This is a genomic window from Lactobacillus ultunensis DSM 16047 (assembly GCF_001436305.1).
GTDB classification, from domain to species: domain Bacteria; phylum Bacillota; class Bacilli; order Lactobacillales; family Lactobacillaceae; genus Lactobacillus; species Lactobacillus ultunensis.
Genome location: NZ_AZFO01000029.1, coordinates 1 through 26795, shown reverse-complemented (window position 1 = coordinate 26795; position 26795 = coordinate 1). Strand labels below are relative to the sequence as shown.

The 26795-nt window shown below is 36.6% G+C and carries 23 protein-coding genes and 1 tRNA gene; 21 read left to right on the top strand and 3 right to left on the bottom strand.

Annotated elements, in window-relative coordinates; genetic code table 11:
- Nucleotides 1-334 precede the first annotated feature (334 nt).
- The 4 genes from FC57_RS08250 to FC57_RS08235 are packed head-to-tail and all read left to right on the top strand — an operon-like array spanning nt 335 to nt 3500.
- Nucleotides 335-1345 carry a mannose/fructose/sorbose PTS transporter subunit IIA gene (locus FC57_RS08250; protein ID WP_007125000.1) on the top strand — a complete coding sequence of 337 codons (1011 nt, stop codon included), beginning with the start codon at nt 335-337 and terminating at the stop codon, nt 1343-1345.
- 18 nt (nt 1346-1363) lie between these two features.
- Nucleotides 1364-2176 (top strand): PTS mannose/fructose/sorbose transporter subunit IIC, encoded by an 813-nt coding sequence (locus FC57_RS08245; protein WP_007125001.1) that lies wholly within the window; start codon nt 1364-1366, stop codon nt 2174-2176.
- Between the two features lie 28 nt (nt 2177-2204).
- On the top strand, nt 2205-3125 hold the full coding sequence (locus tag FC57_RS08240) for a PTS system mannose/fructose/sorbose family transporter subunit IID (protein ID WP_007125002.1): 921 nt from the start codon (nt 2205-2207) through the stop codon (nt 3123-3125).
- Between the two features lie 6 nt (nt 3126-3131).
- On the top strand, nt 3132-3500 hold the full coding sequence (locus tag FC57_RS08235; RefSeq protein ID WP_007125003.1) for a DUF956 family protein: 369 nt from the start codon (nt 3132-3134) through the stop codon (nt 3498-3500).
- Between the two features lie 47 nt (nt 3501-3547).
- Here the strand turns inward: FC57_RS08235 and FC57_RS08230 are convergent, their stop codons facing one another.
- Nucleotides 3548-4429, bottom strand: coding sequence for a LysR family transcriptional regulator (locus FC57_RS08230; RefSeq protein WP_081445811.1), 882 nt, complete (start codon nt 4427-4429; stop codon nt 3548-3550).
- A 107-nt stretch (nt 4430-4536) separates the two neighbouring features.
- On the opposite strand from FC57_RS08230, the gene FC57_RS08225 reads away from it, so the two are divergent.
- A complete protein-coding gene (locus tag FC57_RS08225; protein WP_007125005.1) occupies nt 4537-5055 on the top strand; it encodes a DapH/DapD/GlmU-related protein in 519 nt (172 codons plus the stop codon).
- A gap of 29 nt (nt 5056-5084) precedes the next feature.
- Here the strand turns inward: FC57_RS08225 and FC57_RS08220 are convergent, their stop codons facing one another.
- Nucleotides 5085-6458: an amino acid permease gene (locus FC57_RS08220; protein ID WP_007125006.1), complete on the bottom strand. Its 1374-nt coding sequence runs from the start codon at nt 6456-6458 to the stop codon at nt 5085-5087.
- A gap of 298 nt (nt 6459-6756) precedes the next feature.
- On the opposite strand from FC57_RS08220, the gene adhE reads away from it, so the two are divergent.
- The 6 genes from adhE to FC57_RS08190 all read left to right on the top strand — a co-directional run bounded on the left by adhE (nt 6757) and on the right by FC57_RS08190 (nt 14618).
- Entirely contained in the window at nt 6757-9384 is a 2628-nt protein-coding gene (gene adhE, locus FC57_RS08215) for a bifunctional acetaldehyde-CoA/alcohol dehydrogenase (RefSeq protein ID WP_007125007.1), read from the top strand.
- 201 nt (nt 9385-9585) lie between these two features.
- The gene (gene glmS, locus FC57_RS08210; RefSeq protein ID WP_007125008.1) at nt 9586-11397 is read left to right on the top strand and encodes a glutamine--fructose-6-phosphate transaminase (isomerizing); all 1812 of its coding nucleotides are present in this window, start codon (nt 9586-9588) and stop codon (nt 11395-11397) included.
- A 320-nt stretch (nt 11398-11717) separates the two neighbouring features.
- The gene (locus FC57_RS08205; protein WP_007125009.1) at nt 11718-12911 is read left to right on the top strand and encodes an acetate/propionate family kinase; all 1194 of its coding nucleotides are present in this window, start codon (nt 11718-11720) and stop codon (nt 12909-12911) included.
- 101 nt (nt 12912-13012) lie between these two features.
- Nucleotides 13013-13744 (top strand): carboxymuconolactone decarboxylase family protein, encoded by a 732-nt coding sequence (locus FC57_RS08200; RefSeq protein WP_040529286.1) that lies wholly within the window; start codon nt 13013-13015, stop codon nt 13742-13744.
- Nucleotides 13745-13830: 86 nt separating this feature from the next.
- Nucleotides 13831-14058, top strand: coding sequence for a P8 family protein (locus tag FC57_RS08195; protein WP_007125011.1), 228 nt, complete (start codon nt 13831-13833; stop codon nt 14056-14058).
- Nucleotides 14059-14204: 146 nt separating this feature from the next.
- Nucleotides 14205-14618, top strand: coding sequence for a bis(5'-nucleosyl)-tetraphosphatase (locus tag FC57_RS08190; RefSeq protein ID WP_007125012.1), 414 nt, complete (start codon nt 14205-14207; stop codon nt 14616-14618).
- An 84-nt stretch (nt 14619-14702) separates the two neighbouring features.
- On the opposite strand, the gene FC57_RS08185 is transcribed toward FC57_RS08190, so the two are convergent.
- Nucleotides 14703-16361 (bottom strand): phosphoenolpyruvate carboxykinase (ATP), encoded by a 1659-nt coding sequence (locus FC57_RS08185; protein WP_007125013.1) that lies wholly within the window; start codon nt 16359-16361, stop codon nt 14703-14705.
- A gap of 213 nt (nt 16362-16574) precedes the next feature.
- Here FC57_RS08185 and FC57_RS08180 point away from each other — a divergent pair, with 213 nt between their 5' ends.
- From FC57_RS08180 to FC57_RS08135, 10 genes are all read left to right on the top strand, one after another.
- Nucleotides 16575-18437 carry a TerB N-terminal domain-containing protein gene (locus tag FC57_RS08180; RefSeq protein WP_007125014.1) on the top strand — a complete coding sequence of 621 codons (1863 nt, stop codon included), beginning with the start codon at nt 16575-16577 and terminating at the stop codon, nt 18435-18437.
- A gap of 4 nt (nt 18438-18441) precedes the next feature.
- Nucleotides 18442-19767 (top strand): ATP-binding protein, encoded by a 1326-nt coding sequence (locus tag FC57_RS08175; RefSeq protein WP_007125015.1) that lies wholly within the window; start codon nt 18442-18444, stop codon nt 19765-19767.
- A gap of 11 nt (nt 19768-19778) precedes the next feature.
- Nucleotides 19779-22010 (top strand): DEAD/DEAH box helicase, encoded by a 2232-nt coding sequence (locus FC57_RS08170; RefSeq protein WP_007125016.1) that lies wholly within the window; start codon nt 19779-19781, stop codon nt 22008-22010.
- A 30-nt stretch (nt 22011-22040) separates the two neighbouring features.
- Nucleotides 22041-22415 (top strand): hypothetical protein, encoded by a 375-nt coding sequence (locus tag FC57_RS08165; protein ID WP_007125017.1) that lies wholly within the window; start codon nt 22041-22043, stop codon nt 22413-22415.
- 159 nt (nt 22416-22574) lie between these two features.
- Complete coding sequence (locus FC57_RS08160; RefSeq protein WP_007125018.1) at nt 22575-23315, top strand: IclR family transcriptional regulator; 741 nt, start codon at nt 22575-22577, stop codon at nt 23313-23315.
- A gap of 11 nt (nt 23316-23326) precedes the next feature.
- Nucleotides 23327-23938: a cysteine hydrolase family protein gene (locus FC57_RS08155; RefSeq protein ID WP_148449522.1), complete on the top strand. Its 612-nt coding sequence runs from the start codon at nt 23327-23329 to the stop codon at nt 23936-23938.
- Nucleotides 23931-24689 carry an SDR family NAD(P)-dependent oxidoreductase gene (locus FC57_RS08150; RefSeq protein ID WP_007125020.1) on the top strand — a complete coding sequence of 253 codons (759 nt, stop codon included), beginning with the start codon at nt 23931-23933 and terminating at the stop codon, nt 24687-24689. The genes FC57_RS08155 and FC57_RS08150 overlap by 8 nt, the downstream gene beginning before the upstream one ends.
- A gap of 185 nt (nt 24690-24874) precedes the next feature.
- Nucleotides 24875-25633: an NADPH-dependent oxidoreductase gene (locus FC57_RS08145; RefSeq protein WP_007125021.1), complete on the top strand. Its 759-nt coding sequence runs from the start codon at nt 24875-24877 to the stop codon at nt 25631-25633.
- Nucleotides 25634-25727: 94 nt separating this feature from the next.
- Nucleotides 25728-25800 (top strand) — tRNA-Thr (locus tag FC57_RS08140).
- A gap of 448 nt (nt 25801-26248) precedes the next feature.
- Nucleotides 26249-26746, top strand: coding sequence for an RNase H family protein (locus FC57_RS08135; protein WP_148449523.1), 498 nt, complete (start codon nt 26249-26251; stop codon nt 26744-26746).
- Nucleotides 26747-26795 lie beyond the last annotated feature (49 nt).

Below are 26795 nucleotides of genomic sequence, written 5' to 3'. Positions count from 1 at the left end.
GCCAGGAAGGTCTCCTTTTTGCGTGGTGTGTTATTTAAATAGTAAAATTAGATAGTCGAATTTTTGTTGAAAACAATCTGGAATATTTAATTAATTTATAGATACACATTATAATAGGAAACCAAAGTTTCAGAAATACCCTTTGCTTGATGCAAAAAGGGTGTTTTTTCATTAGACCAATTTCTCGTAAACTCCTTGAGACACATGGATTTTGCTTGTTTTCAGAAAATGCTTTCAATAAATGAAATTAATTTCAAAAAGTGCTTTGTAAAAGTGAGTATTTATCGTATAATAAAAGCGGATTCATTTTTTTTGATCTAGAGGAGGAAATTACATGGTAGGAATTGTTTTAGCCAGCCATGGTGGCTTTGCCGATGGTATTGCACAATCTGCGCAAATGCTTTTCGGCGAACAAAATAATTTTGCACATGTTATCTTAAAGCCTGATGAAGGCCCAGATGACATTCGTGGCAAAATGGAAAAAGCAATTGCTTCATTTGATGACCAAGAAGAAGTTTTGTTCTTGGTTGACTTATGGGGTGGTACACCATTTAACCAAGCAAATGGTCTTGCTGAAAAACATGAAAAATGGGCAATTGTAGCTGGTATGAATTTACCAATGGTAGTTCAGGCTTTAACTGAACGTATGATGAATGCTAAAGCTACTGCACATCAAATTGCAACTGCAGTTGTAGAACCTGCTAAGGATGGTATTAAGACTAAGCCAGCAGATTTGATGCCTAAGTCAGCAGCTCCTGCTGTAGCTAAGAACGCAGCTCCAGCTGAAGGCGGTAAGAAGTCAATTCCAGAAGGTACTGTTATTGGCGATGGTCATATCAAGTACGTTTTAGCTAGAATTGACTCACGTTTACTTCACGGTCAGGTAGCAACTGGATGGATTCCAGCAATGAAGCCAGATCGAGTAATTGTTGTTTCAGATAGTGTAGCTAAAGACGAATTACGTAAGAGTATGATTCGTGAAGCTGCACCAGCAGGTGTCAAGGCACACACCGTTCCATTGAAGAAAATGGAAGAGATCGCTAAGGACCCAAGATTTGGTAATACTCATGCACTTCTTTTGTTTGAAAATCCAGAAGATGTTTTGAGAGCTATCAAGGGTGGCATTGATCTTAAGACAATCAATGTTGGTTCAATGTCTTACAAGGAAGGCGACGTTAACGCAAACAACGTTTTGTCTATGAACCAAAAAGATGTTGACACTTTCCGCGAACTCGAAAAATTAGGCGTTAAGTTTGATGTTAGAAAGGTTCCTTCAGATCAGGCAGGTAATATGGATGCTATCTTGAAGAAGGCTCAAAACTTACTTGACGAGCAAAAGAAATAATAAATTAGGAGTAAAGAAATGAACGCTATACAAATGATTTTGGTTGTGTTTGTTGCCTTTCTTGCAGGTATGGAAGGTATCTTGGATGAATGGCAATTCCACCAACCATTAGTTGCATGTACTTTGATCGGTTTAGTAACCGGTCACTTGGACTTAGGTGTTATTTTGGGTGGTCAATTACAAATGATCGCCTTAGGTTGGGCAAACATTGGTGCCGCTGTTGCACCAGATGCCGCTTTGGCTTCAGTAGCTTCAGCTATTATCTTGGTTGAAGGTGGTCAAGGAATTAAAGGTATCGGTACTGCTACTGGTATTGCTATTCCTTTGGCTGTTGCTGGTTTGTTCTTAACTATGATTGTACGTACTATTTCAACTGCTATCGTTCACATCATGGATGCTGAAGCTAAAAAGGGTAGTTGGCGCATGATTAACGTATGGCAATGGATTGCTGTATGTTTGCAAGGTTTGAGAATTGCTATCCCAGCTGCACTTCTTTTAGCTATTCCTTCAGGCACTGTTAGAAGCTGGCTTGCAATGATGCCACAATGGTTAAACGAAGGTATGACTATTGGTGGTGCCATGGTTGTAGCTGTTGGTTATGCTATGGTTATCAACATGATGGCAAGCAAGGAAGTATGGCCATTCTTCGCAGTTGGTTTTGCTTTAGCTGCTATCAAGGACTTAACTTTGATCGCCCTTGGTGCTATCGGCCTTTCAATGGCTTTGATGTACTTAGCTCTTGAAGCTAAGGGTGGTAACGGCGGAGGTTCAAACAACTCTGGCGATGCCGGTACCGGCGATCCACTCGGCGATATCATTGATGATTATTAAAATGAACGCATAGAGGAGGATTTATACAATGGCTGATAAGAAAATTAAATTAACCAAGCATGACCGTTTTAACGTTATGTGGCACTCACAATTCCTTCAGGGTTCATGGAACTATGAAAGAATGCAGAACGGTGGTTACGCTTACTCATTGATTCCTGCATTGAGAAAGTTATACCCAAACAAGAAAGACTTGTCTGCTGCTTTACAAAGACACTTAGTATTCTTTAACACTCACCCATACTTAGCTTCACCTGTTCTTGGTGTTACCTTGGCTTTGGAAGAAGATAAAGCTAATGGTGCTGAAGTTACTGACGATGCTATCCAAGGTGTTAAGGTTGGTATGATGGGACCTTTAGCCGGTGTTGGTGACCCTGTATTCTGGTACACTGTTCGTCCAATTGTTGGTGCCTTAGGTGCATCAATGGCTATCTCAGGTAACGTAATGGGTCCTATCTTATTCTTCGTTATCTGGAACATCATCAGAATTGCTTTCTTATGGTACACACAAGAATTTGGTTACAAGGCTGGTTCAGCTATCACCAACGATATGTCAGGTGGTATGCTTCAAAAAGTTACCCGTGGTGCTTCAATGATGGGTATGTTCGTTTTGGGTGCCTTGATTGAACGTTGGGTAAACATCAAGTTTACACCTATCGTTTCTAAAACCCCTATTCAAAAAGGTGGTTACATCGAATGGGATAAAATTCCTTCAGGTGGTAAAAGTATTCAACAAGCTCTTACTGAATGGAACATGGGTAATGGTAAAGCATTATCAAGCACCAAGGTTACTACCTTGCAAGATAACTTGGACCAATTAATTCCAGGTTTAGCTGGTCTTCTTTTGACCTTCTTATGTATGTGGTTATTGAAGAAGAAAGTTTCACCAATCTGGATCATCATTGGTATCTTCGTTGTTGGTGTTCTGTTCCACGTATGGCACATTCTTTAATAAAAAATGGCTAAATCAATTAATACGAAAGTCGATCTTACAGTAGATGCTACCTGGTTTAGAGGAATTGCATCATACGGTAAAATTATGATTGGCGACAGAGCTTTTGAATTCTATAACGAACGAAATGTTGAAGACTATGTTCAAATTCCTTGGAAAGAAGTAACTTATGTAGTTGCAGACGTGCATTTTAATGGACGCTATATCCCAAGATTTGAAATTAGAACTAAGTCAAATGGTAAGTTTATTTTTGCAGCTCGTGATCCTAAAAAGGTGTTGCGTGCTATTAGAAAATACGTACCAGCTGATCATATGCGTAAAGCATTAGGCTTATGGCAACAATTAAAACAACGTTTCACTCGTAAGAAAAAATAAAAGTTAAACGAAAAAGACTCAAGATCATTTTGATCTTGAGTCTTTTTTTAGTCATCGGAAACAGACGCTTGCAGACGATTCAAAAATAGTTCAGCGACTGGCGATAGATTAGTGCCATGCTTCCAAATCACAGTGATAGGTTCTTTCATTGATGGAGTAACAGGTCTAAAGGCTAGACCTGAACCTTTGGAGACATTAGCTAGTTTATCTAAGGTTAGCATTAAGGCGGCTTTATTTTTAACCATCAAGGTTCCGTTAAAGTTTAAATTAACTGTACCAATGAAGTTTACTTGATCTTTGTAATTGCCAAACCAGTTATCAAAGTAGTGCATGTGGTCAGCTTGCTGTGAATTAAGAATATTTCTACTAATTAAATCAGCTGGGGTAATCATATCTTTTTTGGTTAAAGGATCATCTTCTGGCATCAGAACGCCCCAGACATCTTTTTCAGGCAGTTGGAGGGATGCATAATTGGAAAGGTTAAGATTACCAATGATCACCGCAAAATCAACTGTACCGATATTAAGCTTTTTTTCCGCAAATTCATAATCGCCACTTAAAATATGAATTTTTACAGTAGGGTAGTCTTGAATGATATTACTCAAAATATCCATAATTCTTTGCATTGCATAACTTTCCCCGGCTGCAATAGTTAAATCTCCGCTAATTACAGCAGAGGATTGAAGATTGCTCTTGGTTTTAGCAGTTAAGACTAAAATCTCCTTGGCTTGTTCTAATAAATATTGTCCAGCTGGTGTTAAAGTTAGATGACGAGGCTGTCGGTTGAATAATTTGACTCCTAGTTCATCTTCTAAATCCGCAATTTGTCTTGATAGAGCTGGTTGCGAAACTAACAGTTTTTGGGCTGCTCTTGTCATGTTTAATTCTTCTGCTGTAGCAACAAAATAGTTTAAAACTCGTAATTCCATCTTTTTTACCATAAAAAATAGTTATAATATTTGATACTTAATAAGCTTTTTACATTGCTTAGCTTACCTTTTAAACTTGATTTGAGCAAGAAAAAGGAGAGTTTAAAATGGATGCAAGTGATAAAAAGTTAACCGAACAAATAATTGCACAGAATCAGCGACTTTTACAAAATTTAGATACACAACGTCATTGCAGTTGTGAAGTACGTCAACTTATTAGCGAAATTACAGGACGATCGGTTCCTTCTAGTACTGAAATTAGAGTGCCATTTTACTCCGATTATGGACGTAATATTAAACTAGGTGAGCGTGTTTTTATTAATGCTAATGTAATGATGGTTGACTTAGGTGGTATTACCATTGAGGATGATGCCTTAATTGGACCGGGTGCATATCTGATTTCAGTAAATCATCAGTTAAAACCAGAGCATCGAAAAGAGCTACAGTTAAAACCAGTAGTAATTAAGAAAAATGCTTGGATTGGGGCTAAGGCAACGATTTTGCCGGGTGTTACTGTAGGTGAAAATGCTGTGGTTGCTGCGGGAGCTGTCGTAAGCAAAAACGTTCCGGCTAATACAGTAGTGGCTGGTGTACCTGCAAAAGTCATTAAGAAAATTGAAGATTAAAAAAAAGCCGCAATAGTTTGCGGCTCTAGTTATGCTGTTTTTTCGTTGTGCCAAACTTTAGAAATGATGTATAAAACTATGAAAGTGATGATGGCGGCAATCATAGGAATACGATAGCTTGGTAAGATTAAAAGCAAAATAATCATTAGAACAAAGAAGAATAAAATTAAATAATCCACATATGGGAAACCTGGCATCTTGAAATCATTTAATTCAGTGTCAGGCGTTTTTCTTCTAAAGGAAATATGGGTTAAAACCATCAAACACCAGATGATTAAAAACATACTAGTTGAAGTGGAAGAAATAAAGTTGAAGGCTTGATCGCCGATAACTAAGGTAATAACAGGTGCACATGCCATTAATAGAGCGGATAAGTTTAAGGCATTTTGTGGCAATTGTCTTCTGGACAGGTGTCCAAAAGTTTGATTCCATTTTCCCTGACCACCATAAGTGACAGAAAAAAGAAGACGACCAGCACTATATAGAAAGCTATTAGTTGATGAAACTGCAGCTGAAATTACAACAAAGTTGATAATTGAACTGGCATTTCTAATACCAGTAGCACCGAGTGCTTGTACAAATGGACTAGAATTAGTTGATACCTTTGACCAAGGGATTACTAGTAAAATGCCCAAGATTGCCATTACATAAAATAAGATGATACGAACTGGCAACTGATTAATTGCTCGCTTTAAAGTGGTTTTAGGATTTTGGGCTTCCGCAGCAGTTAAACCAATGAGCTCAACCCCAATAAAACTAAAGATAACCATTTGGAAACCTTGCAAAAATCCTTTGGTACCTCTAGCAAAGAAACCACCATGATCATCTAAGTTGGCAAAGGTGACAGGGCCAAATGATGTTTTACCACCAGTAATTAATAGATAGACGATCAATAAAACAAAAGCAACTACTGTCACGATTTTGATAATGGCAAAACTGAATTCCAAATTACCAAAAACACGAGCTGAAATTAAATTAATGATCAACAAAACAGCAATTGTAATTAATCCTGGAATCCATGGCTTTAAACTTGGAAACCAATATTCAAAATAAATTCCTAAGGCAGTTGTTTCTGCCATTCCTAAAGTAATCCAACTGATCCAATAAAGATATCCGGTAATAAAGCCAATGTTTTTACCGAGATATTGCTCAATAAAATCAATGTAAGTGTGTTTATGAAGGTCAGACATAATCATTTCGCCTAAAGCCCGCATAAGCAAGAATAGGAAAATACCTACAATGATATAAATCAGAATAACGCTAGGACCGGCGCGGTGAATACTGTCACCAACCCCTAGAAAAAGCCCGGTTCCAATTGTCCCACCTAAAGCAATTAATTGAATATGTGCATTGCTTAGGGTTCTTTTATAGCCGGAATCGGTCTGCGATTTTTTCTCATTCATATAAGTCCCCCCATATTTTCATATATACTTAATATTTTATCATTGTTAAGAAGTTGCACCAGCTTTAACCGATAAATTTAAAAAATCTATAAAAACCATGTGATTATAAGTTTGTTAATTCACAAACAAATAATTTAACAAGCGCTTTCATTGGCGCAAAATCAAAAATATAAATGCTCTAAAAAGATTGTTAACTTGACTTATCATAAATTAAAACATTTACATTTGTTAGTATTGTGCTATAGTTGACATTGTAAATTAGTTCACAAGAATTAGTAGATCTTAGAGGTAATAAGTAATGGCTAAGACACAACAAAAAGAGACTCTTACAGAGGAAGAAAAGAAAAAGCAAATTTACGACATGGTAGATAACTTAGTAAAGAAATCACATGTCGCATTAGACCAAATGGCTAACTTCACACAAGAACAAGTTGATAAGATCTGTGAAGCAGTTGCTACTGCCGGTGAACAAAATGCTTATCCATTGGCTAAAATGGCCGTTGAAGAAACTAAGCGTGGTGTGGTAGAAGACAAAACTACTAAGAACATGTACGCTAGTGAAAATATTTGGAATAGTTTACGTCATGAAAAGACTGTTGGCGTAATTGATGAAGACAAAGAATTAGGTTTAACCAAGATTGCTGAACCTAAAGGTGTTATTGCTGGTGTTACTCCAGTAACTAATCCAACCTCAACTGTTATTTTTAAAGCTATGCTTGCTTTGAAGACGAGAAATACAATTATCTTCGGCTTCCACCCACAAGCTCAAAAATGTTGTGTAGAAACTGGTAAAATTATTCGTGCTGCTGCTGTTGCTGCTGGTGCACCAGCAGATGCTGTTCAATGGATTGAAGAACCAAGCTTAGATGCTACTACTGACTTGATGAATAACCCTGGCGTTCAAACTATTTTGGCCACTGGTGGTCCTGGTATGGTAAAGGCTGCTTATTCATCAGGTAAGCCTGCCATTGGTGTTGGTCCTGGTAACGGTCCATCTTATATTGAAAAATCAGCTAACATTGACCGTGCCGTTTACGACATTGTTTTATCAAAGAACTTTGATAATGGTATGGTTTGTGCTTCCGAAAACTCAGTTGTTGTAGATACTGAGATTTATGACCGTGTTAAGGAAGAATTTAAGAAGTGGAATTGCTACTTCTTAAACAAGGAAGAAATTAAGAAGTTCGAAGAACACTTTATTGACCCAAGACGTGGTACTGTTGCAGGTCCTGTAGCTGGTAAGTCAGCTTACGATATTGCTAAGCTTTGTGGTGTCGATGTTCCAAAGACTACTAAAGTTATCGTTGCTGAATACAAGGGTGTTGGTAGAAAATTCCCACTTTCAGCTGAAAAACTTTCACCAGTATTTACTTTATATCGTGCTAAAGATCACGATGATGCGTTCAGAATTTGTACTGAACTTCTTAACTACGGTGGTCGTGGTCACACTGCTGGACTTCACTCAAGCGACAAGAAAGTAATCGATGAATTTGCTATGAAGATGGATGCTTGCCGTATCTTGGTTAACTCTCCAGCTGCTCTTGGTGGTATTGGTGACCTTTACAACAATATGTTGCCATCACTTACTTTGGGTACTGGTTCATATGGTGCTAACACCTTCTCACACAACATTGGTGCTAGAGACTTGCTTAACATCAAAACTGTTGCAATGCGTCGCGACAACATGCAATGGGTAAAGGTTCCATCAAAGACTTACTTCGAACACAACGCTGCTAACTATTTACGTCATATGCCAAACGTTAACCGTTTCTTCATCGTAACTGATGAAGGTGTAGCTGACCAAGGCTTTGCTGATGAAATTACTGATATTATTTCAAAGCGTCGTGGTCAAAAGGAATACGAAGTATTTAAGGCTGTAACCCTTGATCCTAACACTGATGTAATCAAAGACGGTGTTCACAGAATGAACATCTTTAAGCCAGATGTTGTTATCGCCATCGGTGGTGGTTCAGTAATGGATGCCGCTAAGGTAATGCGTTTGTTCTATGAAAACCCAGATATGAAATTTGAGGAAGCTTACCAAAAGTTTTTGGATATCAGAAAAAGAGTAGTTCGCTTCCCAAAGATTAATGGTGTTGAACTTGTATGTATTCCAACTACTTCAGGTACTGGTTCAGAAGTTTCACCCATTGCTGTAATTAGCGATGCTAAGACTGGTATTAAGCACACTTTATGTGATTATGCTTTAACTCCAGATGTTTCAATTGTTGACGATCAATTTGTTCAAGAAATGCCTAAGCGTTTAATTGCTTGGTCAGGTTTTGAAGCATTGGGCCACGCAATTGAAAGTTATGTTTCAACAATGGCTACTGACTTTACTCGTGGTTGGTCACTTGAAGCTATTAAAATCATTTTTGCCAACTTAAAGAACTCTTACGATGGCGATCTTGCTGCTCGTAAGCAAATGCACGATGCCGCTACTATTGCAGGTATGGCTTACTCAAACGCATTCCTTGGTTTGGAACACTCAATTGCCCACACTGTAGGTTCAACCTTTGATATTCCAAGTGGTGTAAGTGATGCTATTGCTTTACCACAAGTTATCCGCTTCAATTCTAAGCGTCCAGAAAAGCTTGCTATGTGGCCTCATTACTCTGTTTACCGTGCTGATAAAGACTATGCAGATATTGCTAAGGCTATTGGTTTAACTGGTTCAAGCAAGGAAGAATTAATCGAAGGATTAGTTCAAAAGATTATTGATTTGGCTCAATCAGTTGGTATTAAGATGGCTTATAAGGACTATGGCGTTGATCAGAACGACTTTGAAAAGAAAGTCGATCAATTAGCTGTTGAAGCATACGGTGATCAAAACACTGTAACTAACCCATCAGCTCCACTTATTAGTGAAATTGCTCAATTGATGAGAGATAGCTATGAGGGTAAAGATATTTCGATCAACAAGTAAATAAGTGATTATTAAAAAATGGCTATCAGTTGAGAAACTGATAGCTATTTTTTATACAAAAAGTTAAATTATATATTATACCAATTTCGATGATTTGTACTTGACCGCTTTGCTAAAAAAGAATATTATTACTACTGTAACAATGAATTTAAACTAGTCCACTATAAGAATATTGAACTAGACCAAAAGGAGAAAAAGTTTATGTGCGGAATTGTCGGAGTTGTAGGTAAGCCTGCAAGAAATATTATTTTAAATGGATTAACTAACTTGGAATACCGTGGATATGATTCAGCTGGTATCTACTTAAATGACTTGCAGGGTCATGAATATTTAACTAAGGCTGTTGGCCGTATTTCTAACTTAAAAGAAAAGTTAACTCCAGATGAACAAGGTTTAGTAGGAATTGGTCATACGCGCTGGGCAACCCATGGTAAGCCAACCGTTGACAACGCTCACCCTCATTTTGATGAAGCTAAGCGCTTTTACTTAGTTCACAACGGTGTGATTGAAAATTACGCTGAATTAAAGGAAAAGTACTTACAAGGGGTTAAATTCCATTCAGATACTGATACTGAAGTTGTAGTTCAATTAGTTGGTAAGATTGCTCGTGACAAGAACTTGGATGGCTTTTCTGCATTTAAGGAAGCTTTGAAGCTTGTAAAGGGTTCATATGCATTTTTACTTGTAGATAATACTGAACCAGATCACGTCTTTATTGCTAAGAACAAGTCTCCAATGATGTTAGGTATTGGTGATGGTTTTAACATTATTGCTTCAGATGCTATTTCAGTGCTTGACCAAACTAAGACTTTTGTTGACTTACAAGATGGCGACGTAGGTGACATCACTAAGGATTCTTACACTATTGAAACTATTGATGGCAAGAAAGTTGATCGTGAACCTCATGTCTTAGATATTGATCCTAATGCAGCTTCAAAAGGTGCTTACGAATTCTACATGCTTAAAGAAATCGATGAACAACCTGGCGTTATGCGTCATTTATCTCAAAACTACTTGGATAATGATGGTCAACCTAAGGTAGATTCTAAGATTATTGATGCTATTTCTAAGGCAGATCGTCTTTACATCTTTGCTGCAGGTACTAGTTATCATGCAGGTCTTGTTGGAAAGATTATCTTTGAACACTACACTGGCATCCCAACTGAAGTAGGTCTTGCTTCTGAAGCTGGTTATCACTTCCCAATGATGAGCAAGCATCCATTCTTTATCTTCTTGACTCAATCAGGTGAAACTGCAGATTCACGTGTTGTTTTGAAAGAAACTAATAAACGTGGCATCCCAAGTTTGACTATGACTAACGTAGCTGGTTCAACTCTTTCTCGTGAAGCAACTTATACCATGCTTTTAGGTGCTGGTCCTGAAATTGCTGTTGCTTCAACTAAGGCTTACACTGCTCAAGTTGCTTTACAAGCTGTTCTTGCTAAAGTATTAGGTGAGAGATTAGGTAATAAAGAAGCTAAAAACTGGGACTTACGTAAAGACTTGGCTATGGCTGCAGAAGGCATCCAACAATTAGTAGATGGCAAAGAAAAACTTAAGAAGCTTGCAGACAAGTACTTAGTCAAGTCAAGAAATGCCTTTTACATTGGTCGTGGTATGGATTATGCAGTTGCACTTGAAGCTGCTTTGAAGTTAAAAGAAGTATCTTACATTCAAACTGAAGGTTTTGCAGCGGCAGAACTTAAGCACGGTACAATTTCATTAATTGAAAAAGGCACCCCAGTCGTTGCTTTGATTAATGACCCAGTTACTGCAGATCTTACTCGTGGCAATATTCAAGAAGTTGTATCTCGTGGTGCAAGTGTTATTAAGATTGTGGGTAAAGATTTTGCAGAAGAGGGCGACGATATCGTCTTACCAGAAATCAATTACTACATGTCAGCTTTATTGACAGTTGTACCAGCACAACTTTTGGCTTACTATGCTTCTAAAGATAAGGGATTAGATGTTGATAAGCCACGTAACTTAGCTAAGAGTGTTACTGTTGAATAAAAATTAAGATTGAAAGAAATATCCTCAGAGTCAGTTGATTCTGAGGATATTTTTAATGCTTATTTGTTAAAAAATGAGCAAATATGGTGCATTATTTTAAATATTTAAAATATATAAATTAGTATTTTTACTATTGAAAGATCTTTTTTAAGAAACTATTTGATCAAGCAGCAGTTTTTAAAATGTATTGATAAATCAATACTTGTGGCTAATGAAATTATTTTCATAAAAACATTTTAATTACAAAATTAAAGAGCTATACTAATAAATGACAATTCACTTGTGAAAAATATAACTAAATGAATCGGGGGATTTAGTTTATGAAAAAGGTTTTGGCAGTAAATTCAGGGAGTTCTTCATTTAAGTTCAAGTTGTTTTCATTTCCAGATGAAAAAGTGATTGCTAAGGGGATGGGCGATCGAATTGGACTAGAAGATTCTACCTTTTCCATTACTTTGGCTGATGGTACAAAGTATACTAAGGAAATTGCCATTCCTGATCAGGAAGCTGCAGTTAGCATATTAATTAAGGACCTGCAGAAATACCACGTTTTAAAGAGTTTGAATGAGATTGTTGGCGTAGGTCATCGAGTAGTTAATGGTGGTGAATATTTCAAAGATTCAACCGTAATTGATAAAAATAAATTACAAAAGATACTTGATTTGTCAGATTTTGCCCCATTGCATAATCCACCAGAAGCACGAGGAATTGAAGCATTTATGCATGTTTTGCCTAAGGTGCCACAAGTTGCTGTGTTTGATACTTCGTTTCATGAAACACTTGATCCTGTTCATTACTTGTATTCCATTCCTTATGAATATTATGAAAAATATCGTGCCCGTAAATATGGTGCTCACGGTACATCTGTTCATTATGTAACTTTGGAAGCAGCTAAGATGATGCATGAAGATCTTAGTGAGTCCAAACTGATTATTTGCCACCTAGGAAATGGTGCTTCAATAACTGCTGTCAAGAATGGTAAGTCCTATGACACTTCAATGGGATTTAGTCCATTGTCAGGTATCACGATGGGAACTCGTTCAGGGGATGTTGATCCTTCACTATTGCAGCACTTGATGCATAAGACTGGCATGTCAATGGATGAAATGATTGATGTCTTAAATCAGAAATCAGGTTTGCTAGGTATCTCAGGTATTTCATCAGATATGCGTGACTTGAAATATAATAAGAAACCACGTGCAATTCTGGCTCGCAAGATTTTCTTAAATAGAATAGTTCGTTATATCGGTTCATTCATAGCTGAAATGGGTGGCGTAGATGCTATTGTGCTCACTGCTGGCGTTGGTGAAGGCGATGTAGGCATGCGTAAGGCAATTATGGATTCCTTCAAGTACATGGGTGTAGATCCGGATTATGAAGCAAATGAGACTAATGGTCAAAAATTTATCACTAAACCTGATTCGAAGATTCAAGTAATGATAATTCCAACTAATGAAGAATTAATGATTGCTCGAGATGTCGTAAGATTAACTAATTGTGCTACGTTAGCATAAGCGAAAGTTATTTCTAAGGATAGCAAATTGATATTTTTCTTTTCTAAATAGCTGTATTTAAATAGATGGTGAAGATAGCCGTTTTAGAAAGGAAAAGCAATATGTCAATTAAAAAAGATGCACAAAATGCACATGCAAACTTATTAGAAAAAACTGATCCTGAAGCTTTGGAAAGAATTAATCATTTTGCCTTTGATGAAGTACAAGCAGATGTAGACTTGCCCGATCGAACCAAGATGTTGTCTACGTTAGCTTATCTTTTAGGGATGCAAGCTGTAGATGAGTATAAAGTGATGCTTCCTGTAGCCCTTGATAACGGAGTAAGTCCAGTTGAAGCTAAAGAAGTACTCTATCAAGCTGTCGATTATTTAGGCATGGGCAGAGTTTTTCCATTCTTCAAAGCAACAAATGATATCTTGCTTAGTCGTGGCGTAAAACTCCCACTTGAAGGTCAGGCCACAACTACTATGGACAATCGTCTTGAAAAAGGCGAAGAGACGCAAATTCGTCTATTTGGTCCACAAATGAAAGACTTTGCTAAGAAAGGAACCATTAATAAGTGGTTAGTTGATAATTGCTTTGGTGATTACTACACCAGAAAAGGACTAAACGATAACGATCGTGAGATGGTTACCTTTTGTTATATTGCTGCTCAGGGTGGATGTGAACCTCAACTTTTGGCACATGCTCAAGCTAATATTAAATTGGGTAATGATAAAGAATTCTTAATGAAGATTGTTGAACAAAACGTACCATTTATTGGTTATCCAAGAAGCTTGAACGCAGTAACAATCATCAATAAAGCTGATGAAGCCGTTAATGGCAAAAATTAGAATATTAATAAAATAAGCGTTTTCTGTTAACAGTTTCAACTAATGGAACTACAATATAGTTGTTATCAGAAAGGAAGCTTTTAATTATGGCAGATGCAAAAGAAATTGAAGAAACAGCTATGATTGATCGTCACATGGATCAAGTGTTTGATTGGGCAAAGGACAATCATGAACCTATTCGTGATGCTATTTGGAACCACGAAATGGAAGCTAATGATCATGACACTATGAAGACTGAAGCAGCTTGTGAGTGGATGCTTAAGGCTGATAGCGATAAGGTCAAGGAATACTGCGAAAAGAACTTAAAGAAGTAACCTAAAATATTCTATAAAAACTTTACAATTTCGTCTGCACATAAGGCTGACTAGATCTTTACTTGATCTGGTCAGTTTTTTTATTTCTTGACTTTTATTAATAAATATTTAATAATTGTTTCAATTACAAAGGTTGGGTGATAAAAATGATTATGGAACATTCTGCAGGTGCAGTTATTTACAGAAAACGTGCTGATGGACAATTGGAATACTTGATTGTTCAGAGTGTAATCAATCATAATTGGGGCTTTCCTAAAGGACACCTTGAAAACAACGAAGATGCGCAGGAAGCGGCTAAACGTGAAGTTTTTGAGGAAGTTGGCTTAAAGCCCAAATTTGATTTTAACTTTGTACGCAAAACACATTATGCATTAACAGATACTAAGTCTAAGACGGTGACATTCTTCCTAGCAGAGTATGTTCCAGGTCAGAAAGTAGTTACTCAGAAGGAAGAAATTCTTGCGGATAAGTGGGTAACCTTTGACGAAGCTAAAGAATACCTAACTATTCATGGTAAGATGAACGTGCTTACAGCAGCAAGAGATTATATTGAAAAATAAAACAAAAGAGACGAGAGCTGATTTAAGCTCTCGTCTTTTCGTCATTAAGAAATCATGGTTTAATTATATGCAATAAATATCTTATTAGCTTAATTCTTTGATAATAGCTTCCAGAGTCTTCTTAGCTTCGTCTTGAATTGGAGTTTCTGGGTGTTCCTTGTCGTACTTGTTGAGCCAGTTCAAACGATCTTGCATTCTCTTAGCAAGAGTCTTTTGATATTCTGGATCTTCAAGGTGAACTTCGTAACCGTCAATTGGTAAGTAGCTGACACCCTTGAAGTTACCGAATGGCTTGAAGTCGCTGTCCTTAATGTTGCCGTTAGCCAAGTCTTCGATCAACTTCTTAGTAACTTCCTTTGGAATATCCTTGCCCATGAATGCGTCAGTGTTCAAGCTGTAGCAAGATGCACCACGTTTAGTGAACAATTCCTTGAAGTCTGTGTAGTCGCCTGATACAGGGTAAGCACGGAATGGGTCTGCGAATGGTTCAATAACCAAAGTGTTCATATCGAAGCCCTTTGGCAAGTTTTCTGCAGAAGTTCTCTTGGTTGCTAAAGTACAACCCATAGTAGTTGCCAATACTGGGTCGTCAATTTTAATGATTGGAGGCAATGAACCATCCTTCATAATCCAGAACAAAGCAGTAATTGGTGACTTTTCAAAGTCTACACGGTGAGGACTAGTGTAACGGGTCTTGATAACACGACCGTTGTTGTTACGTAAGTCTTCAGTAACAATAACTTTCTTACCATTTGAGTCTAACGTTACGTCACAGTTCATAATAGTGGTGTAGTACTTAGTTTCATGGTGACCTGCTGGATAGTCGTGAGTCTTATCGAAGTATGAAGGTTCAAGAGCTACAGATGAACCATCTTCACGTGAAATAATAAATGCATCGTCGTGAAGAACAGTTATGTCGTATTTGCCATCGTACATTTCGTGAGTCAAGGTTGACTTACCTGAACCTGACAAGCCGTAGAATGCAAATGTCTTGTCGTCTTTGTCGTCAAAGTGGAATGACTTTTCACCACCGTGACATGCAGTGTAACCGTGACGGTGAGCGATAGCCCAAGCAAGAGTTAAGGTACCCTTCTTAAGTTCACCGAAGTAACGTAAGTTAAATACAGCAGCACAGTTATGTGGAGCATCAAATACGCCCAAACCCTTTGGATAATCTTCATCTTGAACGTTTGGATCGAAGTAGAAGTAGATGTCTGGTTCATCGTAGAACTTAGATTTTGCGTACATCTTTTGTGCTTCTTCATCAAAGAAGTGGAAGTTCAAAATGTATGAAAGCAAGTTGAAAGCTTGATCTTCTGGCATCATGATGTGAGCCTTAACAGTAAATGATGGGTCAAGACCTACTAAAACAGTAGCCTTTAAATACTTTTGTTCATGACCCTTATAAATATCTTCACGTAAATTACCATCTAAGGCTTCTGCATCTTCGTTAGGATTGTCAACAAAGTGACGAGCACTAGCAGTTCTACCTAAGATCTTACCGTGGTTGTAAACCAGTTGGGTTGCACCATAAGGCAAGCCTAATTCTTTAGTGTGGAGAATTGGCAAATCAGTAACAATAACGCCTGATTGCTTCTTGGCTAAGTTATAAGCTTCAGCCACACTGGTTACTTCATGTACGTTGTTGCCGTAAAATGCACTTTCGATAGTTGCACGAGTGCGGCTAAACATAGGGTTTGCTTTTCTAAGTTCGTCTTGAGAATAACGTTCTTTTGTACTCATATTAAGATTTTGTCCTCTCTAGGAAGCTAAATTAAAACGCTTTCATTCACTTACATAAACTATAGTACCATAATTGTTTGTTCATAACCACACAAATATAAAAATGATATCTTTATGAACATAAAAAATACATACTTATTCTGCGGACTTAGTAAGGACTAAAAAATAAATAGATGTTATAATTAGAACATACGTACGAAAAAGGAAAACGAAATGGATTCAAATCAGCTATTTAAATATGTTTATGCGAAATATGGCTTGAAGTTTGAACCCGCTATTCCGGGGTCAACTAGTGTTTATGTATTAATGTCACCAGTAGATAGCGGCTATTTTGCTATGCTTTCTCGCTTTAAAAATTCTGGTGAATCAAGTGCTGCCATGTTAGAAATGAATTGTGGATCTTTTGCTGGGACAATTCGTGATTTACCAGGTTTTATGGATCCGATTAGAATGAGGGATGCTGACTGGGTAGGCATAATGTTGGGCAATCCACGCAATGACAATGCAATTAGGAAGGCACTAGATTATGCTTTTAAATTGGCGATGAATGATAAACAGACTAATGTGTCTCAAGATCAGTTCTTATATATTCCAGGGAGCAAGGTGGAAGAAAAGTATAAGGCGCAACCGATCAAACCGCGACCTAATTTGATTAAAAAGAATAAGCATGGTGAAGTTCCCGACAAGATTCGAAAGATGTTGGAAATGTATGATTACAGCATTTTGCCAACGAAAGGTAGAGGAAAGAACTTCTATGTCCAAGGCCGTTTTATGGCTGATTATGAGGATAATTATCCTAAATTTTTTACTTTCAAGTATTTTTATCCAACTTATCATGACATGAATGTGGGGCAGCTTAGAAGTTACTTTACCTGGCGAACTAAGTTGCGCAAAGGAGACTATCGCAGAACAAGCACCTCTTATGCTTATGTGTACATCTATGAACTGCTCAATAACTTGGGTGTTAAAGATCCGCAAGAAGGATATGATAAGCTGCTAGAGTTTAAGCATAAATATGTGGAAAAGTTCGATTTATCAATTGCTTCTTATCTAGATGATTGGTTAAAGGAATATGTTTTGTTTTATAACCTTGGTTCAGAGGCAATTAAGCAAAACTTTGACAAAGAAATTCAAGAAGATCATGATTATTTAGTATTACGGCATCCTGAACAATTTTCAGCTAAAGAACTAGCAGAAGTATTTGCTCAAAAAACATCGTATTGGAATTCCTCTAAAGTAATATGTCAAAATAAAGAGAAGTTTATCCAGATTCTGCAATGTGTTTGGCGCGAATTACTGAATGCTAAAAAATATGGGATTGCTTATTACAGCACATTTATTGCTAAAACCAAAACGAGTCAAAAAAAGGTATTCTTCAATGCTGTCTTTTATCCGCGAAATGTTAAGGTACAAGATCAGGAAATAGATGCAGTACGTAAATATGCATATTTACCTAATAATTACAATCCGTTCTGGTCTATTCGGTATGATGAAGCAGTTAAAAGACAAAAGACAAATTTGAATACTTTTTTGCATGAATTAGATAGAGTTGCTCGAGAGAAGTTAAAATTAGGTCGACCAATCAAACCTCGCTTTATTGACCAGGCAGTCTTGAAGGCAATTGATCAAGGAATTATTAATTATCAAGAACAAGAGAAACGAGCTAAGATTAATCAAATTAAGATCGACTTTTCTGATTTAGATAAAATTAGAGCTAATGCTTCTGCTACGCGAGAAAGCTTACTGACGGATGAAGAAAAAGAATTAGAACAAGAAGAATCTAAGCCTGTAGTTAAGCAAGAGATTGAGAATAGAGATCAAGATGAAATTAGTTCAGAAAATGAGTATGGACTGGATCAAAATGAAATGTTCTTGCTGATAGCTTTGCTTGAAAAGAAGCCATGGCAAGCTTATCTTAAGCAACATCACTTAATGGCTTCGATTTTGGTTGATAGTATTAATGAAAAACTAATGGATGAGATCGGTGATTCTGTGATCGAGTTTGATGAGAACGATCAGCCACAAATTATTGAAGATTATCAAGATGATTTAGAAGATATGTTTTTAAAGGGATGATAAAATGCCACAGAAAAGAAAAGTACCAAAGAGAATTGCGCAAACTGTTTTAAATTCATTAAAAGGTGGGGTAGTACCTCGTATTGGCTTGCCATATATCACAGTAGGACGTAAGGCTGAAATTGAAGCACTCTTGCATGATGTTGATGTTATTCAAGAAGGCGGTGCAAGCTTCCGTTTTATTGTTGGTCGCTATGGTTCTGGAAAAAGCTTTTTATTGCAGACGATTCGCAATTATGTAATGGATAAAAATTTCGTCGTAGTCGATGGCGATTTATCACCAGAAAGACGGTTGCAAGGTTCCAAAGGCCAAGGCTTAGCAACCTATCAGGAATTGATTCAGAATTTGTCTACTAAAACCAGACCAGAAGGTGGCGCCTTAACTTTGATTTTGGATCGCTGGATTAATTCTGTACAAACTCAGGTGGCTACTGAAGGTATTAATAGCGATGATCCGCGTTTTGAAAAGGAAGTCGATCAAAAAATCTATGGTGTAATTTCGTCATTAAATGAACTAGTTCATGGTTTTGATTTTGCTAAATTATTGAGCATGTATTATCACGCCTATATGAGTGGTGATGATGAAACTAAAGCTAAGGTTGTTAAGTGGTTTAGAGGAGAATATAGTCATAAAACTGAGGCTAAGAAAGAACTTGGCGTTGATATCATCATTTCTGATAGTGATTGGTATGAATATATGAAGCTGTTTGCAACCTTCTTTAGACAAGCTGGATATGCTGGCTTAATGATTATGATCGATGAGCTAGTTAATATTTATAAGATTCCGAATGCCATTAGTCGACAATACAACTATGAAAAGATTTTAACCATGTATAACGATACGTTGCAGGGGAAGGCCAAATACTTAGGCATCATCATGTGTGGTACTCCTCAAGCTATTGAAGATCGTCGCCGTGGCGTTTATTCATACGAAGCGCTGCGCAGCAGATTAGCTTCCGGCAAGTTTGCTCAAGAAGGAGCTCGAGATATGTATGCTCCTGTAATTAAGCTTGAACCATTAACTGCGGAAGAAATGATGGTGCTGACTGAAAAATTAGCTGATATGCATGCTAATTTATATGGTTATCAGCGGACGATTACTGACGACGATTTAGCCCAATTTATTAAGATTGAATATGCTCGTGTTGGTGCTGATACGAATATTACGCCACGTGAAATTATTCGTGACTTTATTGAACTGCTCGACATTGTATGGCAAAATCCTGATACTAAGATTACGGATCTGCTTAATTCGGATAAGTTTAGTTATACTAAATCGGAAGCTGTTTCAGATAATAAAGAAAAAGATTACACTGAATTTAAGATTTAAGGAAATAAAATATGGACGTTTTTTCACATTATGCGCCATTTATTCAAGATTACATTTATGAACATGGTTGGCAAAATTTGCGCCCAATTCAAGTAGCAGCGGCTGAAGAAATCTTCAACACTGATCACAATGTTTTATTGTCCGCATCAACTGCCTCGGGGAAAACAGAAGCAGCCTTTTTTCCAATTTTGTCGGATATTTATAATGAACCGCAGGATTCAGTTAAAGTACTGTATATTGCACCCTTAAAAGCATTAATTAATGATCAGTATGATCGTTTGACTGACTTATGCACAGATGTGGATATCCCAGTTTGGCGGTGGCATGGCGATGTTGCTCAAACACAAAAACGCAAATTGTTGAAGCATCCCTCTGGTATCCTGCAAATTACGCCGGAATCACTAGAGAGTTTCATGATCAATAAGCACATGGATATTCCTCATTTATTTGGTGGACTAAAATATATCGTTGTTGATGAGCTGCACTCTTTTTTGAGAAGCGATCGTGGAGGGCAAACTTTTTGTCTGATTGAACGTTTGTCTAAATTAGCTAATGTTAATCCACGTAGGATTGGCCTTTCTGCTACGATTGGTAATTTAACAGATGCCAGCAAGTTTTTAGGTGCGGGTTCTAGTCGAAAAACTGTCGCACCAAAGGTGCAAAATACGCCGCAAATCTGGCATTTATCAATGGAACATTTTTACAAGACTGATCCTCAGGCCAGTTCTAAAGACTTTGATCCTAGCAAAGTAGAACCGAAGACAGATAAAGCTCCAGAATTGGCCGACCCTGGCATTGGTTATATTTTTGAACATACACGGGGCAAAAAATGTCTTGTTTTTACCAATAGTCGTGAAGAATGTGAAGCCGTATGTCAGGAATTAAGGGCATATTGTGCCTATAACCATGAGCCGGATCGGTTCATGATTCACCATGGAAATTTGTCGCCAGCTTTGCGCGAAACAGCAGAGGCAGCGATGAAAGATGACGATGTTTATATGACAACTTGTGCCACGGCTACGTTGGAGCTTGGGATTGATATTGGTCAACTAGAATCTGCTTTTCAGATTGATGCCCCGTTTACAGTGTCTGGCTTTTTGCAAAGAATGGGACGGACTGGTCGACGTGGCAATCCACCGGAAATGCATTTTGTGATGCGTGAAGAACATCCAGAATCACGGGCGATGTTACCAGAATTAATTCCATGGCCATTACTGCAAGGAATAGCTTTAGTTCAATTGTATGCAGAAGAAAAATGGGTAGAACCACCAGAACCTAACCGTTTGCCATATAGTTTGCTCTATCATCAGACCATGAGCACGTTGGCTTCAAGTGGTGAAATGACACCGGCAGAACTAGCTTCTCGCGTGTTGACGCTGTCATACTTTCACAATGTGAGTCAGGAAGACTACAAAGTTTTACTTAAGCATCTGCTTAAAACTGATCATATTGAATGGACTGAGAATGGTGGTTTGATTGTTGGCCTTGCTGGTGAAAAAGTTGTGAATAACTTTAAGTTTTATGCTGTTTTCCAAGAAAATGAAGAATTCAGTGTGCATGCTGGCAGCGAAGAATTAGGGACAATAGTTAAGCCGCCTCCTGTGGGAGATAAAATTGCGATTGCTGGTCGTGTCTGGGTAGTTGAAGATGTTGATATTAAGCGGCATCAAGTATATTGTCATGAAGTAAAAGGAAGAATTCCGGCCTTCTTTGGGGATGTTCCAGGCGATATCCAGCCTAAGATTTTGCAAAGGATGAAAAAGGTACTTAGTGAGAAAACAATGTATCCTTATCTGATGCAAAATGCTAAAGCAAGGTTGACACAAGCTCGTGATACAGCAGCGCTTGCTGGTTTGCCTAAGAAAAACTTGATTAAATTAGGTGGCAACATGTGGTGTCTGTTTCCATGGACTGGTACATATGCATTCTTAGCATTGGAACGTCTGATTAAGATCAAATGTGGTAAGCAGTTGAATATTCGCGGATTTAACTCATCCAGACCATATTTTATGTATTTTGCCATGGATGCAGATGAACAAGATTTTTGGCGCATTATTGGTGAAGAAGCAGCCAAGGATTTTGATCCGCTAGAATTAGTTTATCCAAATGAAGTGCCAGGGATTGATAAGTATGATCAATATTTACCAAAAGATCTTCTTCGGAAAGAATTTGCTTATAGTGTTTTAGATATTAAAGAAATGAAGCGTTGCGTTAAGCAAATGGTTAAAGAGAATTTGGTATAATAGACTGAAAAAGAAGAAAAGAGATAAAAAATGACGCTTAAAATTAATCAATCTGTTTCTAAGGATGCACAATCTCGTACTTTGCTAAAAGAATTGTTAAAGGTACACCAAATTCACCAAGCTTCTAATGTACGTGAATTGACTGATGCAGATGAACAAATTTTGGAAAACTCATTTAACAAGACTCGTGAATTGATGCCTAAGATTTCTGCAAAGGAGATCAAGTTTGCAGACAAGAAGTGGGATTCATTATTCAACTTTTTGATGGCTGAACAAATTGCTTTTGCTCGTGTTTTGACTAATGGCGATGATAATTTAAATGAATATGTTCAAGCTAAGAATCAGGCACAACAAGCATACGCATTAGTTGAAACTGCGATTAACAAGCTTGAAAATGAAAAATAAAGAATAGAATTAATCAAGGACTCTGGAAAGATATTTTCCAGAGCCTTTTTTGTCTAAGTGAAATAGTTATTATCCTAGTTTCATTATTTGAAACTTTTTGAAATTTGTTTTTTTAAATTATCGTAGTATGTATACTACCTTTCGAAAGGAATGAAATCCATGGATGATCAAAAATATCTCCTTTCAACGTTGGTGAAAGCCAAAAAAGTTATAAATTTAATCAATCAAAAAAAGCAGGTAAGTCTTACTCAAGTAATGAATGATTTGCATTTATCTAAAACTACAGCATTTAGACTACTTTATTCTTTGACTGAATTAAATTTTATTAACAGAAAGAATAATAAATACTATTTAAGCAACTCCCCAGTTTTAGCAATGGATTTACAACGCTTAAATTGGACTGTTGTACCAATGCTAAAGCCATTAGTTGAAAAATATAATTTAAGTGCTTATGTTGGCATTATTTTTGCTAATAACATTGTGATTACACAGGTTGTTCCTTCCGTAAAACATTATCAGGATTTTGATCGCTTAGGAGAAAAAATGCCAATTAATACGACAGCGATGGGAAAATGCGCCTTAGCATTTTTGCCTAAAGAACATCAAAATCAAATATTGCAAAAGAAACCTTTTTTGAAAAAAACTAAATATACTTTGACTGATGTGATTGATATTAAGCATTCGCTTCATATTATTCGTCAACAAGGTTTTGCTTTAGATGATGAAGAAAAAGAGATAAACTTTCGGTGTTTAGCCGTACCACTAATGAAAAATGGATATGCTGTAGCAGTACTAGGTTTATCTGGAACGATGGATGAATTAAAGCGATGTAACATCAAACGTCTTGCTAAAGAGATGGGGAGAGTAAGTACTGAAATAGAAATGAATTTGTTGAATTAATGAGGTATCTTATGTTAGAAAAAGACAAAACAGCTTTATTAGTAATTGATATGCAAAATGATAATATATCAATCGGTGGAAAGTCTGAAAAAAGTGGGGCAGTTGAACATGCTCAAAAGCAACATGTTGTAGAGCATATCAGTTCTTTAATCAATGCAGCACATAAAAATAATATACCAGTATTTCATAATCAATTTGTGGTTAAAAAACATGCAGCAGGAGTGGGAATAAATGCACCAATCTTTAAAAGTATTACCAAGATTGGTAGTGTTGTAGAAGATAGTTGGGGAGCCGCTACTGTTGATGGAATTGACATTTCACCAGAGGATTTCGTTTTAAAAAGAACAAGAATGAGTGCATTTAATGGTACTCAGTTGGATATTTTACTTAAAAATTTAGGTATTACTAACGTCATTATTACAGGTGTATGGACAAATATGGCAGTTGAGCATACTGCCAGAGATGCCGCAGATTATGGCTATAATGTAACAATTGTTACAGATGGCACTGCGACTATCAACGATGAATGGCAAAATGTGGCTATGAATTATGCAATGAATAATATTGCGACTAAAATGTCTACGAAAGAAATCTTAAATATTTTAGGTGAATCCAATGAATAAGAATGTAATAATCACTGGTGCTGCTTCTGGAATGGGATTAAGTGATACAAAAGAGTTTTTAAAACATAACTGGAATGTTGTTATGGCAGATTTCAATGAAGAAGTAGGTACACAGAAAGCAATTGAATTACAGAATAAATTTCCAAACAGTAAAGTTATTTTTATGAAAGTTGATGTTTCTGATGCAAAGTCTGTTGATCAGTTAGCTAAAAATGTGTTTAAAATTTTTGATTCAGTTGATGTGATTGTGAACAATGCAGGTATATTTGCTTCAGGTGCTTTACATGAATTAAAAGAAAGTACGTGGGAACGTGTAATGAATATTGATGTTAAGTCAATATTTTTGATGACGAAGGCTTTCGTTCCTCGAATGATGACTATGAGACGAGGAGTTATTCTTAATACTGCATCTGTTTCTGGATTATATGGAGATTATAATATGGCTGCATATAGTGCAGCTAAGGGTGCGGTAGTTAATTTAACTCGTTCAATGGCACTTGATTATGGAAAATATGGAATTCGTGTCAATAATATTGTTCCTGGACCTACTAATACATCGATGTTTCAAAAAAATTCAAAAGAAGTTATTCAATCATTTAATAATGCGAGTCCCTTAGGACATATCGTAGAGCCAAATGACATTGCAAAAATGGCGTATTTTTTAGCCAGTGATGATGCAAAATCAATTACTGGTCAAAATATTCAGGTAACAGCTGGATTTGGAATATATTCTGGACAGCCACGTCAATAAAATAATTTTCAAGATTAACTTTATTTCAAATGCTTTGTTACTGTTTAATTAGTAAATTAAACCATAATAAGGGCTCTGGGAAGAAATTTCCCCGAACCCTTATTTTTTGTCTATACCACTTTTTTAACAACAAATATCTGTTATAATAGATTTACTAATAAATAGTAAGAAAGAAGCAATAGAAAATGATTCATAATTCAACCATTGATCAACAAGTTAATCATAAGTCTATTAGAAAGTTTAAAGATCAAACTTTGACTAAAGATCAACTCACAACTTTATACACAGTCTTTCAACATACGGCAACTAGCATGTTTATGCAAAACGCTAGTCTGCTCCATATAACTGATCCTGATCAGAAAAAGAAGATTCAAGAATTGTGCAATCAAAAGTATGTTGGAGCAGAGGGCGACTTGTTCATTTTTATCGTTGATTTGTATCGTAATCAACAGATTAGAAAGCAATTGGGCAAGGATGATGGTCGAGTTCATACGACAGATATCTTTTTCCAAGCAATGGAAGATACGCTTTTAGCCTTTCAAAATGTAGCTAATGCGGTAGAAAGCATGGGATTAGGGTATGTACCTCTTGGCACGGTGAATGATCATCCATTGAAGATGTTGAAAACATTGGATTTACCTGAGTTGACTTTCCCAGTGTTGGGGATACAAGTGGGTGTACCTGATCAAAAGCCACAATTAAAACCACGTTTGCCACTTGAATTTACTTGTTTTGAAGGTTCATATAATAAAGACTTTGATGTAAAAGACTTAAAGAACTATGATCAAGTGGTTACTACTTATTATGATTTACGGAATTCTAACCGTAGAATTGATTCATTTACTAAGCAAATTACTGGCGCTAAGCTCAATAATCATGAAACTGATCGTGATGAGTTGCCAGAAGAATTACATCAACAAGGTTTATGCCTTGATTGGAAATAATCTTAAGAAGACGCTGTCTGAGAGGACAACGTCTTTTTTTCTCAATTGCACGGAGTCGTTAGTTTTGGTATAATTCAAGTGTTGTAAAAAAGATGCTGAATTAGCTCAGTTGGTAGAGCATCTCCCTCGTAAAGAGAAGGTCGCCAGTTCGACTCTGGCATTCAGCACTATAAAGATTCATTTAGTGTTATAAAGCTTTGTTTATCAGCGTTTTGTGAAGATAAATGNAATGAAGCTTTATTTTTTTGAATTAAAGTAAATGAAGCACATGATTCTGCACACGTTTTTGACTGTGTGCATGAAAAAAATTTTGAGAATGCTAAGAATACTATAATGACGCGGTTTATAAGCAATATTTTGTGTGCAGTGGTAAAACTTTTTAAGATAATTCAGATAATAACTTACTTGAAAGATTGATTAAATAAGAGTTGAAGTTCAATTTAGAGTAAGAAAAGAAATAATTTTTGTACATGGGTTAAATAGTGTGCATGTTAAAGTTTTTAAGGATAGAATGCATGTTGTAATGACGGGCTTAAAGCCCGCTTTTTTGTGTGCACGAGTGATATAATAAAACTGTAGTAAAGTATGTTTTTCTAGATATATATGGAGGCCAACATGGCTTATACAATTTATACAAGAGGCGTGGTAAGTAATTTTCCTGAAAAGGGAGACGTTAAATTAGGTTTTTGGTGTTATTACCTACGTACCGTAAATCATACCGAATTAAAGTGCGAAGTAGTTGATAGTAAAACTACTACTCCAAGAATGCAATTAAAAGCAGTTATAGAAGCTTTGAAAGCATGTAAGAATATTGGCCCTCAAAACACAGTTAAGGTATATACAACCGATCAACAATACTTTGATAATTGCTTTAACGATAAGGCAAATAGAAGAAAAAATAAAGATCTAAAAAATAAAGATCTTTGGGAAGAAATAGATAATTTACAAATAGATAAACAACTAATGATGTTCCCAGCTGATAAAGATAATAGTATTGAAGAAAGTAGGGGTATGAGAATATTAAAGAGTGCCCTTAAGGATACTCAAGAATATGATTCAAATTGGCAAGGTGCTAAATCTCAACCTAATATGGGAAAATATTTTGGTGTATAGATTTATATGTGGGCTTTAAGCCCACTTTTTTTCTACGTAAAGTCAAGTA

Bases quoted from the DNA above. Each gene is read 5' to 3' on its own strand.
- FC57_RS08220 (WP_007125006.1), bottom strand. From the start codon at position 6,458: ATGAATGAGAAAAAATCGCAGACCGATTCCGGCTATAAAAGAACCCTA.
- FC57_RS08185 (WP_007125013.1), bottom strand. From the start codon at position 16,361: ATGAGTACAAAAGAACGTTATTCTCAAGACGAACTTAGAAAAGCAAAC.
- FC57_RS08160 (WP_007125018.1), top strand. From the start codon at position 22,575: ATGGATGATCAAAAATATCTCCTTTCAACGTTGGTGAAAGCCAAAAAA.
- FC57_RS08195 (WP_007125011.1), top strand. From the start codon at position 13,831: ATGGCAGATGCAAAAGAAATTGAAGAAACAGCTATGATTGATCGTCAC.
- FC57_RS08240 (WP_007125002.1), top strand. From the start codon at position 2,205: ATGGCTGATAAGAAAATTAAATTAACCAAGCATGACCGTTTTAACGTT.
- FC57_RS08150 (WP_007125020.1), top strand. From the start codon at position 23,931: ATGAATAAGAATGTAATAATCACTGGTGCTGCTTCTGGAATGGGATTA.
- FC57_RS08145 (WP_007125021.1), top strand. From the start codon at position 24,875: ATGATTCATAATTCAACCATTGATCAACAAGTTAATCATAAGTCTATT.
- FC57_RS08180 (WP_007125014.1), top strand. From the start codon at position 16,575: ATGGATTCAAATCAGCTATTTAAATATGTTTATGCGAAATATGGCTTG.
- FC57_RS08165 (WP_007125017.1), top strand. From the start codon at position 22,041: ATGACGCTTAAAATTAATCAATCTGTTTCTAAGGATGCACAATCTCGT.
- FC57_RS08235 (WP_007125003.1), top strand. From the start codon at position 3,132: ATGGCTAAATCAATTAATACGAAAGTCGATCTTACAGTAGATGCTACC.
- adhE (WP_007125007.1), top strand. From the start codon at position 6,757: ATGGCTAAGACACAACAAAAAGAGACTCTTACAGAGGAAGAAAAGAAA.
- FC57_RS08225 (WP_007125005.1), top strand. From the start codon at position 4,537: ATGGATGCAAGTGATAAAAAGTTAACCGAACAAATAATTGCACAGAAT.
- FC57_RS08155 (WP_148449522.1), top strand. From the start codon at position 23,327: ATGTTAGAAAAAGACAAAACAGCTTTATTAGTAATTGATATGCAAAAT.
- FC57_RS08200 (WP_040529286.1), top strand. From the start codon at position 13,013: ATGTCAATTAAAAAAGATGCACAAAATGCACATGCAAACTTATTAGAA.
- FC57_RS08205 (WP_007125009.1), top strand. From the start codon at position 11,718: ATGAAAAAGGTTTTGGCAGTAAATTCAGGGAGTTCTTCATTTAAGTTC.
- FC57_RS08250 (WP_007125000.1), top strand. From the start codon at position 335: ATGGTAGGAATTGTTTTAGCCAGCCATGGTGGCTTTGCCGATGGTATT.
- FC57_RS08245 (WP_007125001.1), top strand. From the start codon at position 1,364: ATGAACGCTATACAAATGATTTTGGTTGTGTTTGTTGCCTTTCTTGCA.
- FC57_RS08175 (WP_007125015.1), top strand. From the start codon at position 18,442: ATGCCACAGAAAAGAAAAGTACCAAAGAGAATTGCGCAAACTGTTTTA.
- FC57_RS08230 (WP_081445811.1), bottom strand. From the start codon at position 4,429: ATGGAATTACGAGTTTTAAACTATTTTGTTGCTACAGCAGAAGAATTA.
- FC57_RS08190 (WP_007125012.1), top strand. From the start codon at position 14,205: ATGATTATGGAACATTCTGCAGGTGCAGTTATTTACAGAAAACGTGCT.
- glmS (WP_007125008.1), top strand. From the start codon at position 9,586: ATGTGCGGAATTGTCGGAGTTGTAGGTAAGCCTGCAAGAAATATTATT.
- FC57_RS08170 (WP_007125016.1), top strand. From the start codon at position 19,779: ATGGACGTTTTTTCACATTATGCGCCATTTATTCAAGATTACATTTAT.
- FC57_RS08135 (WP_148449523.1), top strand. From the start codon at position 26,249: ATGGCTTATACAATTTATACAAGAGGCGTGGTAAGTAATTTTCCTGAA.